18 protein-coding genes are annotated in these 18,305 nt (G+C 46.3%); 2 read left to right on the forward strand and 16 right to left on the reverse strand.

Annotation, left to right across the window (positions count from 1 at the left end; genetic code table 11):
- Positions 1 to 554: 554 nt before the first annotated feature.
- Positions 555 to 1,151, reverse strand: a complete 597-nt coding sequence (locus GX016_09820) for an aldolase (GenBank protein ID HHT71840.1) — start codon at positions 1,149 to 1,151, stop codon at positions 555 to 557.
- Between the two features lie 402 nt (positions 1,152 to 1,553).
- Here GX016_09820 and GX016_09825 point away from each other — a divergent pair, with 402 nt between their 5' ends.
- Positions 1,554 to 2,585 (forward strand): LacI family transcriptional regulator, encoded by a 1,032-nt coding sequence (locus GX016_09825; protein HHT71841.1) that lies wholly within the window; start codon positions 1,554 to 1,556, stop codon positions 2,583 to 2,585.
- Between the two features lie 204 nt (positions 2,586 to 2,789).
- The gene (locus tag GX016_09830) at positions 2,790 to 3,125 is read left to right on the forward strand and encodes a helix-turn-helix domain-containing protein (protein HHT71842.1); all 336 of its coding nucleotides are present in this window, start codon (positions 2,790 to 2,792) and stop codon (positions 3,123 to 3,125) included.
- Between the two features lie 274 nt (positions 3,126 to 3,399).
- Here GX016_09830 and GX016_09835 read toward each other — a convergent pair whose 3' ends face one another.
- The 15 genes from GX016_09835 to GX016_09905 all read right to left on the reverse strand — a co-directional run.
- Positions 3,400 to 3,804, reverse strand: a complete 405-nt coding sequence (locus GX016_09835) for a transposase (GenBank protein HHT71843.1) — start codon at positions 3,802 to 3,804, stop codon at positions 3,400 to 3,402.
- A gap of 27 nt (positions 3,805 to 3,831) precedes the next feature.
- Complete coding sequence (locus GX016_09840; protein ID HHT71844.1) at positions 3,832 to 3,969, reverse strand: helix-turn-helix domain-containing protein; 138 nt, start codon at positions 3,967 to 3,969, stop codon at positions 3,832 to 3,834.
- A 747-nt stretch (positions 3,970 to 4,716) separates the two neighbouring features.
- Positions 4,717 to 5,745, reverse strand: coding sequence for a DUF4392 domain-containing protein (locus GX016_09845; protein ID HHT71845.1), 1,029 nt, complete (start codon positions 5,743 to 5,745; stop codon positions 4,717 to 4,719).
- Between the two features lie 49 nt (positions 5,746 to 5,794).
- Positions 5,795 to 6,820, reverse strand: a complete 1,026-nt coding sequence (locus tag GX016_09850) for a DUF4392 domain-containing protein (protein ID HHT71846.1) — start codon at positions 6,818 to 6,820, stop codon at positions 5,795 to 5,797.
- A gap of 29 nt (positions 6,821 to 6,849) precedes the next feature.
- Positions 6,850 to 7,311 carry a RidA family protein gene (locus GX016_09855; protein ID HHT71847.1) on the reverse strand — a complete coding sequence of 154 codons (462 nt, stop codon included), beginning with the start codon at positions 7,309 to 7,311 and terminating at the stop codon, positions 6,850 to 6,852.
- A gap of 66 nt (positions 7,312 to 7,377) precedes the next feature.
- Positions 7,378 to 8,913, reverse strand: coding sequence for a hypothetical protein (locus tag GX016_09860; GenBank protein ID HHT71848.1), 1,536 nt, complete (start codon positions 8,911 to 8,913; stop codon positions 7,378 to 7,380).
- A 76-nt stretch (positions 8,914 to 8,989) separates the two neighbouring features.
- Positions 8,990 to 10,114, reverse strand: a complete 1,125-nt coding sequence (locus GX016_09865; GenBank protein HHT71849.1) for a hypothetical protein — start codon at positions 10,112 to 10,114, stop codon at positions 8,990 to 8,992.
- Positions 10,115 to 10,325: 211 nt separating this feature from the next.
- Complete coding sequence (locus GX016_09870) at positions 10,326 to 11,303, reverse strand: ATP-binding cassette domain-containing protein (protein ID HHT71850.1); 978 nt, start codon at positions 11,301 to 11,303, stop codon at positions 10,326 to 10,328.
- Entirely contained in the window at positions 11,278 to 12,285 is a 1,008-nt protein-coding gene (locus GX016_09875; protein HHT71851.1) for an ABC transporter ATP-binding protein, read from the reverse strand. The genes GX016_09870 and GX016_09875 overlap by 26 nt, the downstream gene beginning before the upstream one ends.
- 34 nt (positions 12,286 to 12,319) lie before the next feature.
- Positions 12,320 to 13,156, reverse strand: coding sequence for an ABC transporter permease (locus GX016_09880; protein HHT71852.1), 837 nt, complete (start codon positions 13,154 to 13,156; stop codon positions 12,320 to 12,322).
- Between the two features lie 39 nt (positions 13,157 to 13,195).
- Complete coding sequence (locus GX016_09885; GenBank protein ID HHT71853.1) at positions 13,196 to 14,107, reverse strand: ABC transporter permease; 912 nt, start codon at positions 14,105 to 14,107, stop codon at positions 13,196 to 13,198.
- A gap of 63 nt (positions 14,108 to 14,170) precedes the next feature.
- Positions 14,171 to 15,196 carry a DUF4392 domain-containing protein gene (locus GX016_09890; GenBank protein HHT71854.1) on the reverse strand — a complete coding sequence of 342 codons (1,026 nt, stop codon included), beginning with the start codon at positions 15,194 to 15,196 and terminating at the stop codon, positions 14,171 to 14,173.
- Between the two features lie 339 nt (positions 15,197 to 15,535).
- On the reverse strand, positions 15,536 to 16,165 hold the full coding sequence (locus GX016_09895; protein ID HHT71855.1) for a transcriptional regulator: 630 nt from the start codon (positions 16,163 to 16,165) through the stop codon (positions 15,536 to 15,538).
- A 577-nt stretch (positions 16,166 to 16,742) separates the two neighbouring features.
- Complete coding sequence (locus GX016_09900) at positions 16,743 to 17,543, reverse strand: carbon-nitrogen family hydrolase (GenBank protein HHT71856.1); 801 nt, start codon at positions 17,541 to 17,543, stop codon at positions 16,743 to 16,745.
- A 466-nt stretch (positions 17,544 to 18,009) separates the two neighbouring features.
- Positions 18,010 to 18,305: D-2-hydroxyacid dehydrogenase (locus GX016_09905; protein ID HHT71857.1), on the reverse strand; the 296-nt coding region annotated here is incomplete at its 5' end.

Below are 18,305 nucleotides of genomic sequence, written 5' to 3' on the forward strand. Positions count from 1 at the left end.
CATCTTTAAAACTGCACTCTAATAGATTATGTCTTATTGCCATACAACATTACCTCCCGTTTTAATATTGTAGACTCTGGGCAATTCTCTTTCCTTGGCAAGTTTATGAAAACGTTTTCTATATCATGATAGTATACACGCCCGCCTTTGTCAATGGCCCGGGATTACACGACTGTGTCAAGATCTAGTAGGCAGAACACCCAAAACATATTTATCTAAGATCATGCCAGTTCTAGCCCTCAATGGCGCAAGGCTGGCACCGCTGTTGGCTGCTCATGGGCAACACAAAGAACTACCATGGTGAGATAAAGAAAAGAGATCTCACATAGCGGTGTCTCCTGAGGACACTTAAGCCCAACAAGGAGAGTGAGATCCCTCATGCCACTTAGTATTTGCGGGTGTTTCCTACGCCGCAGCTGGAGCTCAACTGTAAGCCCCCATAACAAACAAACGGTGGCTCCATGTGCCCTTCCAGCAGACAGCTCGCAAAGGCGGCAGAAAAGCTTCATATACCCTTCACAGCTTAGACTCTTGGATCGTAAATATCGCCTTCCCTAGTTAAGCGTTTTCCCTCTTTTGCCTACAAGAAGGTATATTTTAGCATTACCTTCGACTTCCTCGGCAATATTCAACGCTCCCTCCAAATCTTTGCCCACCGCAACTATGCCATGGTTAGCCAACACAACAGAATTAGTAAATTTTATTGCAGACCTTACTCTCTTTGCCAATTCCAGGGAACCTGGTTTAAAGTAAGGTATCATTTGCAGCTTATTTACCCTGGCTAAATAACCGGGGGTAAATGATGGCATCACACAATCAAGGTCAGCATTATCGAGACAGCTTGCGGCCACAGTGTAGGGAGAATGAACGTGAACCACTGCATTAACGTCTTCTCGTTGTTCATAACAATTAAGATGCAAGTATACCTCCTTGGATGGCTTCACATCGCCGCTGAATTGACCATTCAAGCCTACCCTCACCAAGTCATCTGCCCTAAGTTGACCCAGAGAACGACCGGTTGGAGTAATCAACATTCCATCTTGCATTCTCACGCTGATGTTACCACCAGAACCGTTTACCATGCCACGCAAATAAACCAAGTGGCAAATACTCATCAGTTCCTTACGTATTAATTCTTCACTTTTCTTCACAAACAGTCCCTCCTGATACTGTTGATTGCATGCTTTTTAGAAACTACGAATCTTTCTTAGTACAAGCAGGAGCTAAGAAACACAACATATAGTCCCCTAATACACTTGGAAGACATTCTTGTGCTATTGTAATATAATCATGGAAGGGGTAGCATACAAAATACTTCTGGCAATTATGAGAAGCAGTTTATCAAAAATACCAAGAAACCAGTGACGTAGTTCATGTTGCAAGGTAATAAGAAGTTTTGACAAATACCATCATACATGGATAAGGAAAAAACGTCAACATGGTATGCAAGGGTTCTCCCCAGAAGGGAAGTACCGGTATCAGGTCAATAGAGCAGTAGCCAAAAGAATTGAGATGCCATTGGAAATAATCAAAGGCAGGTGATTATGAGTAGGATGCCAAAGCAAAAAACGATAACCATAAAAGATGTGGCGAAACGTTCGAATGTTTCTATAAGTACGGTTTCACGTGTCCTCAATAAGAAGAATAGGTTGGTAAACCCTGAAACAAGAAAACGTGTTCTTGATGTGATTGATGAATTAGGCTACTATCCAAATGCAATGGCCAGAAGCCTGCATTCTAACAAGACTAGGACAATTGGAATGATTGTACAGGACATCGCCAATCCTTACTATCCAAGCATCGTTAAGAGTGTGGAGAATACAGCGCAGAAGTGGGGTTACAGCATCATTTTGGCTAATGCCGAGAGATCACGGTTGAGAACAAGTAAATACCTCAAGATAATGTGTGAAAAGCGTGTAGACGGGTTAATTCTGATTGGAGGTGGCATCGTACAAGACGCTGAGGAGCAAGACTTTCTTGAAAGGACGGGAGTAAAGATAATGGTGATTGGAAAACCGCACAACACAAAACTAGCTTCCGTCCAAATCAAAAACATAGAGGCGGCAAGGGAGGCTTGTACGTATTTAATTGGACTAGGCCACAGAAGAATTGCGATGATCACTGGAACGGATGATTCTGCAACAGCAGTAGATCGTACCCAGGGATACAGGGAGGCACTCGAAGCTAATGGGCTTCCTTTCAATAAAGAATGGGTGATTTCAGGTGATTTTGACTTCAAAGGTGGCTATAGTGCCGCAGAAAAGCTGTCTCAGATCGGAGGCAAGAACGGCATTACTGCGATATTTGCTCAAAATGACATGATGGCCATTGGGGCCATGAAGGCACTCCAAAAGAAAGGATACCGTATCCCGCAAGACGTTTCTATACTAGGTTTCGATGATATTCAAGCAGCTTCTTTTGTAACGCCGACTTTAGCAACGGTAGCGGTACCTTTAGAGGAACTTGGCAGCACCGCAATGGAAAATCTAGTAAAACTTCTCAACGGAGACAAGTTAGATAGACCTACTTATCTTCAAACAGAGATTAAGCATCGCGAGTCCCTTTCCAGATGTAGTCTTTCTTGAACTACATAGCCTCTGTTAGCACAAAATGACCGTAGGTTTGCCCTTGAAGCTTCCCTGTTAACGGCCATCATAAAATGGACATCAATGGCCACGAAAACTGGGCCACCCCACTGCAATCTGCAGGTAGAAAACGGCTCACCCTCTAATTACCTCTTTGGAAGGTGTAGTGAGCACTAAACCAAAGAAGTAAGGAGTGAGCCGAGATTGACGGAGGTGGCAACCATAGTGGATATCGTGCGCCTTAAAGAACAAGGATTATCCAAACGAGCGGTGGCCAGGCGCCTGGGAATCTGCCGTACCACAGTGAACAAATATTGGTCGGAATCCACAGATCCGGATAAACCCCGGTACGCTCGCCGACCGCACTTAATTGATCCGTACCGTGATTATATCACATCTCGACTAGATAAGTACCCGGAACTACCGGCATATCGGCTATACAAAGAAATAAAGAAGGGGGTTTCCGAGATCAGAGCGCACCGTGCGGCGCTACGTACAGTCTCTGCGCCCACCAAAACACCGCGAATACAAGCCTTATGAGACTCTTCCCGGAGAGCAAGCCCAAGTTGATTAGGGTCATTTCGGTACCATCATCGAAAACGGTGCCCGCTACAAGCTTTACGCCTTTGTGTTCACCCTGTGCTGGTCACGAGTTAGCTACGTAGAATTTATCATCCGGGCTGACATGGCCTCCTTCCTTACCTGCATGAACCGCGCCTTTCAATATGTTGGCGGGGTGCCCCGGGAAGTGCTCCTTGAATATGTTCCCGGGAACATATTCCGAAATTGTGATCCTGAGAACGCCGCCATAATATTAAAAGGCCCGCACATGGGCATGAATCCAGCTGGGCATGGTCATGTCCCGATAGGCATAAACAAAGGAATAACCGCTGGCTGGCAGGACGGCAACAAAGATGTCGGCGGTCTGCTCTTTCCAGGTAGGCGGATCCATGTAGGACATGGTGGTGCCAGCCCAGTCTACTTCGATTTCTTTGCCGGTTTTATGTTCTTTACGCAAGGAAATGTTGTTTAGCTTCTTGAACTTCCGGTACCGGTCACAAAACTGTGTGTACATGATGCCATCGGGGTGTTTTTCTTTGTACTCTTCCCAAAGCACTAATAGGGTCACGTTCTTTTTCTTCATCTCGTGAAAGACGTATTCCATATCGGGTTCGGGAGGCGACCCCATTCGTTTTACCGGTGGGTACAGGGCTGACATCAACTGCTTGTCTGTAAGCTCGATAGGTCAGGTTATTTGGGCTGCCTGATCCCTTTTAAGCAGCTCTGACACTGTACTCTTACCACAATTACATGCTTTACCGATATCCCGCAATGATAATCCAGCTTCGTACCTCAGCCGCAGTATTTCTCTCGCTTTAAGCATCTTCAGCCTCCTCATCGTCGTCCCCCTTTAACAATTTGGTTAAAGGGTACCAGTTTTTCTATCTAAACGACAAGGTGTCCGGATGTTTCCGAAACGGCTGTCCGGATACGGCCGAAATACGCCTGTAGCTGCCCCGCTTATCTTTAGAAATCCATTGCTGTTTGATCTCAGGTTAGAAAGTTTTCGTGGCCAAATAGGGGAAAGTCTCAAATGGCCATCGACAATTGAGGAAACTGATGCCTGATAAAGACTAGGGCTCCTGATTTAGCTAACAAGATACTGCGACTGATGCGAATAAGGCCACCGAAGAATGTAATGCGCCCACTGATTTTGCTCGGTATACTCAGGGGGCTGGTTTGTGGTGGCAAAATATACGCTTTAAAAGTGAGAAACCTAGACGTGATGCGGGTTTTAGGGTTTTAATTGATAAAGCCGGGAAAGCATCGGTCTTCCCTTTTTGAAAACTTCGGAACTCATCGTCTTCAGCTACTGCTTTCGGCCAACTTCCTCGCTTGTCTACGCTTAAACCAGGCCGTTGCCAGCCAGGCTCCAAAATTTGCTATGGGTGAGGCACCAACCCTTTCCCGACGGCACTCGCACCCGTATATGAACGCAACCTTGCTCGGCTCACGTTTTGACTGGCAATCACATAAGCAGAGCAAATCAATCTATAAGCTGCCCGCATAGATTTAAACAATCGAGCAGGCAGCTTATAGTACTTAGCCTGTCACGGTTATCTTAGGCAGATTATGCATAACGAGCAACTTCTCTGAGACCATTTGTAATTATTTCGCGCAATAGCGTCACAAACGCCTGACCCCCCCTGAGTGAAATACCATCCACCCTCGGGATAGGTGCAAAGAAGATACCATCTAAGCTACCATAGTGAGCACAAGCCTCAACCATACGACGTTCCGTATCTTCATCGTGCATAACATCAACATCGCCGAGGAGGAAGGCCAGCATGGCAGCAACGCCGTATAGGCCCCAGTTGGATATAGAAGCCGCGACAAAGATATCGGTCTTGGCTATAGTCGCTATACCACCTCCGCAGCCACATCGGCACCAATCGCCATAACCGGGCATTTGGCCGTGAATTTCTTCCCAGATGAGGCCGTTTCCAATCTCGTTCCCACCATCGCCTGTACCAATAGTCAGTATGTTACGCTTCTCGGCTTCTTCAAGTAGGAACCAGGTATTGGCCATTTCGTTTTTGTCTATCCGATAGCCAGTAACACTATGATACTCGCCAACGGAATTCGGACCGTGTTTCTCGCAGAAAATGATGGCTGCGGGATTATGCTTTTCGATAAGCTCAAGGGCATACTCCTTACCCGCTTCGGGTCCCAGGGGATAAAAGTCGATAGCACAGGAACCAGGAACAGAATCTAGATATTTTTCATCCCGGAGATAGCAACCTGCAGCCCTAATGGTGGCGATGGTAGGATCGGCGTTGTCTTCTTCGACGCTAATAATTGGTTTTGCGCCAAGACCCACGGTAAGGGCCCGGGCCAAAGCCACAGCGCCTATCGGGCCATCAGTCTCACCGAAGGGCATATGGGGAATGCTTCGGCACCCGGTAACTATTAGAACCCGATCGCCAGCCTTTACGCGCTCCTTTAGTGCGGTCGCAGCCAAATAGGTAAGCGGTTCCTTCTGTTTGCGCCTGGCAAAATCATAAAATACCTTGGTATGTCCGCGAGGCAAATCACCCTTACCGGGCAGCATTTGAAAGTTGCACAGGGTATCGATGTTTTCACCTATAATTTTTGCCATATAAAACCCTCCATAGCTTTAATTAACCTTAGTTTAACACTTGGTTTCGTCAAACATGCCGAATGATCATCTTGAGCCCATTTTTTACAATTTCACGTAATAAAGTTACAAACGCCTGCCCGCCGTCCATTGAAATACCATCCACCTTCGGTTCGGGTCGCATGGACAGACCGTCGACACTTCCGAAGTACGCACATGCCTCCACCATGCGACGCTCTGTTTCCACGTCGTGCATAATGTCCACATTGCCCTTAAGGAACGCGAGCATAGCTATTACACCATATAAACCCCAGTTAGAAATGGACGCGGCCACGAATATGTCTGTCTCAGCAGTAGTAGCAGTGCCGCCACCACAGCCGCAAAGACATTGGTCACCCCATTGGGATATGGTACGTGCAGCCTCGTAAATGACTCCGTTTCCTATTTCGTTACCTCCGTCACCGCTACCGATAGTGAGAATACCGCGTTTCTTGGCCTCTTCAAGTAAATACCATGTATTTGCCATTTCTTTCGCATCAAGCGGACCGCCGGTCACCGTATGGCAGAAGCCATGCTCGTTGGGCCCATGTTTCTCGCAGAATATTATAGCCGCAGGTTTGAATTTCTCAACGAGATATTTTGCGTGCACAGGGCCCTGCTCTGGTCCAAGGGGATAATAATCAATAGCGCAAGCTCCGGGAACAACATCCAGGTCTTTTTCGTCACGCAGGTAACAGCCAGCAGCACGGATTGTCGCAATAGTAGGTTCTTTATTATCTTCCTCTACGCTTATTATGCTTTTAGCTCCCAACGCAATGTCTAAAGCCCTGGCCATGGCAACAGCACCTACAGGGCCATCCGTCTCGCCAAATGGGAGAATTGGGGGATAGCGCACTCCCGTTACGATGAGAACCTTATCCCCTGGCATAACACGTTCAATGAGAGCTGTTGCTGCTAAATAAGAAAGGGGATCTTTCTGAACATCTCTTGCAGCTTCATAATACTTGCGAGTTGTGCCGCGCGGCAGATCGCCCTCACTCGGCCGCATTTCAATGTTGCACAGGACATCAATGTTTTCTCCAATAACTTTAGGCATTAAGGAATTCTCCTTTCCCTAAAACGAAATCAATCAGCCACTTGCGCAACCATTGCGATCTCCAGAGGTGCGCCAAAAGGTAGTGAGTTTACAGATATAGCAAAGCGCGCGTGCTTACCTCTCTCGCCGAATACTTCGCAGAGCAACTCTGAAGCACCATTTATTACGGCAGGCTGCTCTTTGTAATCGTCTGTACTATTGACAAATCCATTTACACTGACGATTCTTTCAACCTTGTCAAGATTGCCAGTTACTTCCTTTAGTACGGAAAGTAATACGCGCCCCGTGTCTCGCGCAATAGCTTTGGCTTGCACGGTATCAAATTCACGACCTACTTTGCCCTTGGGCATCTCGCCATTTACGGTAGGTGGAAGTTGACCCGACACGAATACGATATTCCCTGTCTTAACATACGGAACAAAGTGAGACGCAGGTGTCATAAGCTCAACTAATTCAACGTCTGCTTCCTTAAGCTTTTGCTCAACAAACATTGTATCCTCCTTATTAGTATGTTTTCTCAAATTCGTGGCCAGGGCGTATTGCCATCTGCATGGCTGTTATTCTACGATATCGCAGTTCCAGAAGAACATGAACTCATCGCGGCGCGAGGAGAATCCCTGAAGTCTATTGTTAATGCCGTAGTAAGTAGGCTGCCTCCACAGAAACAACCAAACAGCATCATCGTGAACAATTCTCTGTGCTTCATCGGTTAGCCTCTTCCGCTCAACATCATCCATGGTCTTTAAAGCTTGCTGATAAACAGCTTCGTACTGTTCATCCACCCAAGAGTTGTTAGAAACCATATCACGCGGCCATGCAAGCTCACCAATACCGCTGAAGTATCCGCCTAATCCAATAAAGTTTAGCTCAGAAATTGTACGGGTATTTCTCTTCTCGGACATGACAGAGTAGTCTAGTAGCTCAACGGTCGTCTTAAAGCCGACATCATCAAGATAACTCGCAACAGCCTGAGTGATCTCCTTTTCACGTAGATAGCGGCCGGTAGTCGTTTGCAGCGTAATGGGGGTGCCTTCAGTCACGCCTGCATCAGCCAATAGAGCCTTCGCCTTGTCGGGATCATAGGGATATGGTTTGAGATCGGTGTTCTCGTTCGGAGGCATACAGATACCACCGAAAAGCTCAGCCTTTCCGCCAAGCAAAGCGTTATTAATGGCTTCCTTATCAACAGCATAGTTGATAGCCTGACGCACACGGACATCGTCAAAGGGCTTGATAGCCATGTTGACAACGAGAGCACAGTCGCGGTTTGCAGAAGCAGCTAGAACACTGGTGGTTGCGGTCTTGAGAGACTCGATCTGATCGATCGGAGGATTATTAATGATATCAACACCGCCTGAAAGCAGCTCGGCAACACGAGTAGAGCTTTCAGGAATTACGCGGAACACAATCTCGTCGATTTCTGGAACATCTCCCCAATAATCTTCGTTAACAACTATAGTGAAGTGATCATCGCGCACCCACTCTTTGAACTTATAGGGGCCAGTGCCAACAGCTACGTCATAAATAGCCTCATAATTGCCTTCATAAACGGCAGGGTCGCCAATACCAAAAGCGAAGATGTCTTCTAGTAGAGTCGGGTTCGGCTCAGTCGTCTTGACTCGAATTGTGTAATCATCAACTATTTCACATCTGTCAAAATGTAGGTCTTCTTTGTAACGATTTACAACCAGATCATTGTTGTAAACTCTATCGAACATAGCCTCAACAGCGTGAGCGTTGAACTCATTGCCGCTGTGGAACTTGACGCCCTGACGAAGTTTAAACTCCCAGGTTAAATCATCGATAAGTTCCCAGGATTCAGCCAATCTGCCCTCAAATTCGCCATCGAAATTGCGAAGTACCAGAGGCTCAAACACATGGTAGCACATTGTAAACGAATAAGTTGCCTCGATGAACTGGGGGTCAATGCCCTCAGTGTCTCCACCGTAACCCACGATCAGATTCTTGTAGGTGCCTTCGCCCTCCCCTTCAGAAGTAGGCGGTGTAGTCGTCTTACCGGAGCAGCCAGCAACAGCGCCCAGCGTAAGCAAAACGACTAGCAGCAAAATAACGGCCTTCGTCAACTTTGTCATTCTTTTCTACCTCCCAAATAATTGCTTTGTATGTGCTTATTCCGATAGTTACTGCCGGAAAACACATCCTTTTATTTCAGTTGCCTTGCTTATTTGTCTTTGCTACGTCCTCAAGCACAGCTGTTGCACATTTTACATGCATTCTAACACGTGCCTTCATCGTGTTGTCGGTACCCGATTCTAATGTTACCGATGGGCAGTAGCGCGAGCAATAGCCACTAAAGCCGGTGCCTGTAAGACCTTTGTGGGTACCCTCACTGTACTTCCCACGTATATCTTGCAGAACGCCGGGAACAGGCTCGATGTACTGGTGTTCGGCCTCAGGGATGCTAGCGACAACACCTTGAAGACGCCACGGTCCCGACGGGAAGTCATCCTTGCATGCATCAATCATCAGGTCTACATAATGCCTAAGCCTTTCGTTCGTAGTATAATCAGTTACAAAATAATAGTAAGTACTGCCAAAACCCTCGTGCAAATCAAGAGCCACATAGGGCTTGATCTCATCGACCTTTTCGCGCACAATCTTTACTTCCGGAGGTTCGCTTTCGCCACCAAACCGGCGGTTCATGTCAGCAAACGTGCCATTCGAAGTAATTTCAGCGGTGAAAGCTCTTTCGTACTGCCGTACGGTTTCAGCATCATCGGTAAAATTTGCGGGACATACAATGCGCTTGCCTTCAAATTCGGCGATAAACTCAGGATGAGCCTGGAGGAACTCGTTCGTACATATCTCACTCTGGCGCGGGCCGGCTTCTCCGGGAACAAATCTCAGGTTTGTAAACAGAACGTCCTTTATAAGTACAATTGTGAACTTACCGTCGTTGTTATATACCTTGTCTGCATGTTTGAGTAGCAACTCATTAAGTTCCTCGCACGTTTTGAATTCAACCTCCTGGCCAAGAATCTGGCTGAGACAACCTGCATAGCCTTGACATCCAAAGGGATCGCGCAACGGGAACATATAAAGTGGGAAGGGATAATCCCAATTCTTGAGCAGCTCAAGAGCAGCGCTAACGCCTGCAGGCTCGCTTGCATGAGCACCTGCCGTAATAATAACAGGCTGCCCCACACCTTCCTTATGAACCATTACGATCGGATGACCCATGGCCGTTTCGCCCACAATCTGATATTCGATTTTTTCATTCTTGAGCCAATCCATAAGTTCATATACGCTCTTGATAATAATCGGCTGAGACATTGTTCTACCTCCATCTTCATTAATAATTAACATGTCGCCGGGCCTGGACAAACAATACTGCTCTTGCCCATGATCCTAAATGAAATTCCTTCGCTGTTAAGCTATTCGATGAGGCCTTCAATCTTCCTGATTACAATGGGCTTCGCCATAGGTTTATTCTCCTTTTAGGGTTTGTCCTGATGCAAGCCAAAGTATGACGCGCCATTATCGCTCACTCAAAAAGATGGCAGGCAACGGAGTGGGCGTTTCCCATATCTTTCATTTGGGGCTCTTGTTCAGAGCAAATATTTTTCTTTAAGGGACAACGCGTATGAAAACGGCAGCCTGAAGGCGGGTTCATAGGGCTAGGCACATCCCCGCCCAACAGTATACGTTTTTTCTCTACTGCAGGGTCAGGAATGGGTATGGCCGAGAACAACGCTTGAGTATAGGGATGGAGGCGCTCCTTAAATACATCTTGAACATCGCCCATCTCAACTAATTTGCCAAGATACATCACACAAATCCTGTCGCTGACATGCTTCACGACATTAAGTCCGTGCGCAATAAACATATAGGCCATACCGTATTGCTCCTGCAGATCTTTGAACAGGTTAAGAATCTGCGCTTGTACCGAAACGTCAAGTGCCGAAACAGCCTCATCGCAGACAACAAGCTTAGGGTTGAGCGCTATTGCACGTGCAATGCCTATCCTTTGGCACTGCCCTCCGCTAAATTCGTGCGGAAAACGTTCCCAGGTGTGCTTGGGATCAAGGCCTACCTGCGAAAGAAGCTCGGCTATTCTCCTATCCATTTCCTTTTCGGATAAGTTTTCATGACATGCAAGTGGCTCCTTAATGATTTCTCTGATACGCATTCGTGGATTCAAAGAAGCATAGGGATCTTGGAAAACTATCTGCATTTCTCTGCGCTGCCGCTGGAACTCTTTGCCTTTCAACAAAAGGAGGTCCTTGCCCTCAAAGTATATCTTGCCGGAATCAGGTTCTATAAGCCTGAGTATAAGTCTTCCAAGCGTTGATTTACCACAGCCGCTTTCACCGACAAATCCCAGTGTTTCGCCTACGTTTATGGTAAAGCTTACATCATCAACAGCCTTGACGTAAACCTTGCGCCTCTTGGGGTTAAACGAAAATGAGCCTCTCTGGTAATATTTTTTTATGTTCTCAACTCGAATAAGCTCCTCTGCCATTTAGTTCACCCCCCGCTTCTTTCCAACAGTACACGATGTGGTCTTCGCTGCCATTTACCTCTATTTCTGGCGGATTCGCCTCTTTGCAGATGTCCATGCAATACGGACATCTTGGGTTAAAACGGCATCCTTTTGGGAACTTCCCCACAGGCGGCACAGTCCCTTCTATTGTTTTTAGGTACTTGCTGTCATAATCTAGCCTGGGAATGGAAGCCATAAGCCCTTGAGTGTACGGATGCCTTGCGTTGGAAAAAAGCTCCTTTACGTTAGCGCTTTCTACTATACGACCCGTATACATTACAATAACCCGGTGCGCCATTTCTGCTATGACGCCGAGATCGTGCGTTATAAGCATTATGGACGTTCCAAGCGTACTCTGTAGCTCAAGCATAAGCTCAAGAACCTGAGCCTGAATCGTAACATCGAGCGCCGTTGTCGGCTCATCGGCTATTATCAGCTCCGGCTGACAGGCAAGCGCAATAGCTATCATAACACGCTGACGCATACCACCTGACAGCTGATGTGGGAATGATCTCATATTCTCTTCGAGGTCGGTTATGCCAACAAGCTGTAGCATTTGGCAACCTATCTTCCACGCCTCGTGATTATCCACTTTTTGGTGCAACTTTATGACTTCAGTAAGCTGATTGCCTATTGTGAACACGGGATTAAGCGAGGTCATAGGATCTTGGAATATCATCGATATCTTGTTACCACGGATATTTCGCATCTTAGCATCGCTAATTTTCAAGATATCTTGACCCATAAACTCTATCGAGCCCGCGTCGTAGCGGCCTCTGGCATTCGATATGAGACGCATTATGGAGAGTGCAGTAACGCTCTTGCCGCAGCCGCTTTCACCGACTATGCCAAGGACTTCTCCCTTCCTAACCTCAAAATTGATATTGTCTATTACCTGAAGCCAAGTCTTTTTATCTGCTTGAAAGCTGACGGCCAAATCTTTAACTTTCAATATTGTCATGTCTTTCCCCTCATACAATTTGATTTCTGTGGGCCTATTTTAGCTTAGGGTCAAGGAAATCCCTCAGCCAATCGCCCAACAGGTTTATACCGAGAACTGAAATCATTATGGCAAGACCGGGGAATGTTGCGCACCACCATGCTTCGCGCAAAAAGTCGCGGCTTTCGGCAAGCATCGTGCCCCAACTCGGTATGGAGGGATCCACGCCTAATCCTAAGAACGATAGCGAGGCTTCGGTTAGAATGTTGGACGCAATGTTAAAAGTCGTTACAACTATAACCGGTCCTAATATGTTAGGCAGAACGTGTTTCCACATAATGGTACTGCCCTTGTTAGTTATAGCGCGCGCAGCTTCGACAAACTCTCTGGTCTTAATGGATAGTGTTTCGGCCCTTACCACACGGCTGTAGTTCGTCCAACTTCCAATACCCATGACAATTATCAAAGCAGTCAAGCCGCCGCCTATAATGCTGAGAATTGTCAGCGCTAAAAGCACGAACGGAAATGCAAGCTGAATATCCGTAAGCCTCATCAGAATGATATCAACGGTGCCTCCAAAGTATCCTGCACAAAGACCGAATACACAGCCGATAACAAGCGATATAGCAGCGCCCGCAATACCTACGAGCAGGGATATTGTTGTTCCGTATATTATCCTAGAAAGCACATCGCGCCCGAGCGAATCGGAGCCAAGTATATACAGCGTGCCGTCAGTAGTCCTTGTCATGGGTTTCTTTAGCCTATTCATGAGTTTCATCTCAGCAGGATCATGCGGAGCCAGCACAGGGGCCAGAACAGCCACCATAATCATAGTTACAACAAGAATAAGCCCAACTGTACCGGAGGTATGCCCAAATATAGACTTGCCCATTCTTCTAATAAATTCCATATAGACTCTCCTCCGATCAATTCATCGAACGCGTGGATCAATGACCGCATAAAGTACGTCAACCGTAAGGTTTATAACAACAAAGCCCAATGCTACCATCGCTGCAACCGTTCTCAGCAAGGGAAAATCGTGAACCTGAATAGCCTGAACTGCCAATCGCCCGATGCCCGGCCAAGCAAATATGGTCTCAGTTATGACTGCACCACCAAGGAAAGACCCTAACTGAAGGCCAACCTGTGTCAACACAGGCCGGATTGCATTCTTCAGAGCGTGCTTCCAAATTACCACGCGTTCATGCAAACCCTTGGCGCGTGCAAGTTTCGTATATTCTTCATCGAGTACTTCTAACATAGAAGAACGCATCATCCTTATGTTCTGGGCCAAAGGCCACATCATGAGCGTTACTGACGGCATGACGTAGCTTTTCCATGTATTCATGCCCGAAACAGGTAGCCACCCCAATTCCACTCCGAAATGCATTATCATTAACAACGCCAACCAGAAATTTGGAATGGATTGACCGGCGACGCCACAGGCCATTATGGCGGTGTCTTTCCATGTATTATGGTGTCTTGCGCTGTATATACCAAGAGGAATAGAAAACACTAGTGCGCCCAACATGCTTATGCCAGCAAGCTTAAGCGTGGACGGCAGCCTTTCCTTGACCAGTTCTAGATTTGACGTCTTATAGTGCAGTGAATTGCCAAAATCACCCCGTACAGCATTTGTTAAAAACTCCCAATACTGAACCATTACGGGTCTGTCAAGCCCATAAGCTTCTGTAAAAGCCTGTATTTGTGTATCCGTCGCAAATTCGCCAAGCATCAAAGAGGCAGGGTCGCCTGTCATATACGACGTTAAGAACACAATCAGAGTTACGCCGATTATGACCACTATGCCTTGTATTAATCGTGAAGCTATCATTTGGGCCATCTATATTGTCACACCCTTTTGTTTTTGTCACCAGAAAACATGGACTAGTCCGCAGCACTCCCTTTAAACGTGCCTTGCGACTTTCTTCATACCGTTACTAACTATTTCACGAAGCAACGTCACAAATGCCTGACCGGCCTCAAGAGAGGTTCCGTCCACCCGCGGCACGGGCCTCATTGTTGTCCCATCTACGCTACCGAAATATGCACATGCTTCAAGCATACGACGCTCTGTCTCTATATCATGAATTATGTTGATGTTACCCTTAAGATAAGCAAGCATAGCCGTTACACCATAAAGACCCCAGTTGGATATTGAAGCAGCAACAAAAATATCTGTCTTGCTGACGGTAGCAAGCCCTCCACCGCAACCACAAACGCACTCAGCACCATATCCCGGTATAGCTCTAACAGCGTCATATATTATTCCGTTACCTATTTCGTTGCCCCCGTCACCCGCACCTATGGTCAGAATGCCACGTTTTTCAGCTTCCGTCGCCAGGAAGTAGGCGTTTGCCATTTCTTCCTTGTTTATCTTATAACCAGTTACGGTATGCAAAACGCCCATAGCATTGGGACCGTGTTTCTCACAGAATATAATAGCAGCGGGTTTATACTTATCGATAAGTTCGACCGCATATTTCTTGCCAGCTTCTTCGCCTAGAGGGTATGTGTCCACTACAACGGCACCAGGAACCCGGTAAAAATCCTCTTGTTGACGCAAATAAGCGCCGGAGGCGCGGACAACTGCCTCAGTAGCCTCGACATTATCTTTCTCGACTGTTATTACAGTTCTCGCACCTAACGAGATATCAAGGGAACGAGCAAGAGCTGCGGCGCCAATGGGTCCGTCGCTTTCACCGTATGGCAAGACAGGAAGGTTCCGGCATCCAGTTGCAATCAAAACCACGTCGTCCTCATGTACCCTATCCACAAGAGCGGTTGCTGCGAGGTAAGTCAACGGATCCCTTTGTACACGACGCGCAGCTTCATAAAATAGCTTCGTGTTGCCCCTCTTAATAGAACCTTTGCCAGCCTTCATCTGGAAATTGCACAAGTAATCGATGCTCTCACCAATAATCTTTGGCATTATTTTGTTCCTCCTTGCACTTACAGCATGCTTCAAACACCTCTAGAGCACTGTGCCTGTCCCTCAATACGTTTTGTAATGTTTGCGGAAGTTACCATGCAGCCATAAACGGTCAACTTAAAACGCGTGTAATATTATTTGTTTCGAACCTTTTCTATCTCAGCAAGCATCTTATTTCCCGCCGATGTATATGTAGAACCAGATTCTAATTTATGTTTGTCATATCATAGTTCGCAAAGTAGCTTTCTAACCTAGCAAACACTCTTTTGCATTTGGTTTCTTCGAACTGTTGGGTTTACTCAAAGGAAGTTGATATCAAACACTCCCTTTTGATGATACTTAAGCCTGGTTACGTATCTCTTCCAAATATGAGTAAACCGTTGCTCTCGACAAGGATAGTGCATTTGCAGCTTCATCTACGCCACCCCTTACTAGAAAGAGACCTCGATCATGACATTCTTTAACAATACTTAATTTGTCTTCTTTATTCATGAATGTAACCGGTTTATTTACCGAATCAAGTGCATTTTTAATGACTAAGTTAACCAATTGACCTACATCCGCTGGGAAAGTCTCGCTATGCTCATCTCGCTCTTCACTTTCTATCTTTATCAGGGACTGTATTGTGCGTTGAGCTAACAAGAAATCATCAATCAAAAAATTTATACATAGGCTTCCTATAACTTGACCAGCTTTATCGCGAATGAAGATTGAAGAGCATTTTAGAGTTTTTCCGTCGGGTAGCACTATCTTATATCCTACTAAGTCTTTATCCATATTGTTCTGAAGCTGCCTTAACCCTAAGTCTGTAACAGATCCGCCGACTTCTCTACCGGTGATATTGCCTTCAATAGCGACAATAGAGTGGTCTATATCGGAGAAGTCATGCAATACCAGTTCATAGCAGGAGCCTAAGGCGTTTGCTAGAGATGGTAGGATATTCATGATGGCCCTAATTTCTTCCTTCATAATTGTCAATCACACCCTTTCCCTATATTTTTACGATAATTATTAGACCTAGAATAATATTCTAGGTAACTATATTCTACATATGATAATAAATTCCTTCTAGGGATAATAATTTTTGTCCAAGTGTTTCTGTTATGGCGCTCCTGGGAGACATTATCTAAACCTCGCCATGACTACCTCATGACTACCTATGGAGAGTACAATCGCAACAGTATTGTGGCAGGTGGAAATACGCGGGGGGGGGATATGCGCTGAAAGCTTTGACACCCTTTTCTCTCGTACGAGCGTTTCTTGTGTTTCAACGCGGGTACAATGTAAAGACCGGATACAAAAATGCCACCAACGGGTCAAGAAGAAACTCCGTACAAGTAGTAGACAAAAGAGCCTTACAGCAAAGTAACCTGGAAATTTTACTAATATACAAGGTAGCGATGAACACAAAGCCGGGCTCAAAATGAGTTCGGCGAAGAGACAGGTCATGTTAAGGCTAGTAAATATTAACATGGGTGCCTTGTCTTTAGATCTTTATGCACACTTTTTAAGGATAGGGGCTAACTATAACATTGCGTTCTCAATATTATAGTGTTGCATATATTTCGGGGCGCCGGTCGTTGTACACTGCAATGCGCCGGCGAACGGCCTGAACTTGTGTTAGATCCAGGTCCACATTAAGTAAACTCTCCTCTTTGCCTGCTTCTACCAGTACTTGCCCCCAGGGGTCGATAATTGCTGAATGACCGCAGTTCACTACCTTTCCCATGGGGCCACAAGCGTTAGCCGCTACCACAAACAGCTGGTTTTCGATAGCACGGGCACGTAGCAATGTCCGCCAATGTTCACATCTGGGGTAGGGCCACTGGGCCGGAACAAAGAGAACTTGGGCTCCTGACAACGCTAAACCACGGACAAGTTCAGTAAAACGTAGGTCATAGCATATAATACTAGCCATGAGCACCTCCTCCAACTCAAAACAGCAAGGTTTATTGCCCGCTTCAAAAACTTTGTTTTCACCGGAGGGCGAAAAGAGGTGGATCTTATCATACAGCGCCACTTCCTGACCTTGTCGGTCAAGAACGTACATAGTGTTAAGAATCTGGCCTTCAGGACCTAACCTAGCTACAGATCCTCCCACAATATTGATTTCATGTTTCTTAGCCAAATTGGAAAGTAAAGTCCAGCCTTCCCCCCGCTCCATAGCATCTGCCAAAGGCGCCAGTTGTGCAGGGAAGAAGCCTACATTAAAGGTTTCCGGCAGAAGAATAATGTCTGGGGTATCAAGGCAGGCTCTCTCAATCAAATCCTTAGCGTGTGCTAGGTTAGCTCTCTTGTCCCCCATTTGAACCCGCATTTGGACGACACTAACCCTGATTTTAGTCATCCTTACTGTTGCCTTTCTAATTTGGCTTGTATTACTGCTTAGATTTTCTTTGGAATTCGTAAGACTTGTTTCTCTCTCTATCGCGGCCTACTTATTTGCTTAGCCAATCGTCTCGGCGCTTGGACTGCCTTTTATGCACCAAGCTTCGGCCTGAAGCTTAGGCTGCCATATTAATGCTATGAAGTTTGTAGATCATATCCTGCAAAATGAGTACCCGGCCGAAGCCCTGGCAGTGGCACGCAAACTCATTATGCCATAACTGGGCTGGGAACTGCCACTTCAATTTCTGCGGTTATTGTGTAGGGTGGGCCTGATAAAATGGATATAATTGGCAACGGGACTTCCCAACCTTTGCTCAATAAAGACGAGTCCAGCCCCCTGGCTACAGTTCAACTGGCAACGCCAATACAAAGGCCCCCTAGACCTGTATGGCTTGGGGGCCTTTGTATTATTAGATTCTTGGTTCTCATTTGTTTACTACGTTTACCGGATTGCCGGCCAGAAACTGGGTGAGATTATCCACTGCGATGTTCAGTAGCCGCTGACGACTCTCTTTGGGTGCCCAAGAGATGTGTGGTGTAATAAAACAGTTTTTGGCTTTAAGGAGCGGATTGTCCATTTTAATCGGTTCGCTAGAAACTACGTCCAGTCCGGCTGCATACACTTTACCGCTGTTTAGGGCGTCAGCCAAGTCTTGTTCTACAATCAAGGGACCGCGGGCATTGTTCAGGATAATAACTCCGTCTTTCATTTTGGCGATGG

This window comes from Bacillota bacterium, from assembly GCA_012837285.1.
Taxonomy (GTDB): Bacteria; Bacillota; DTU030; order DUMP01; family DUMP01; genus DUNI01.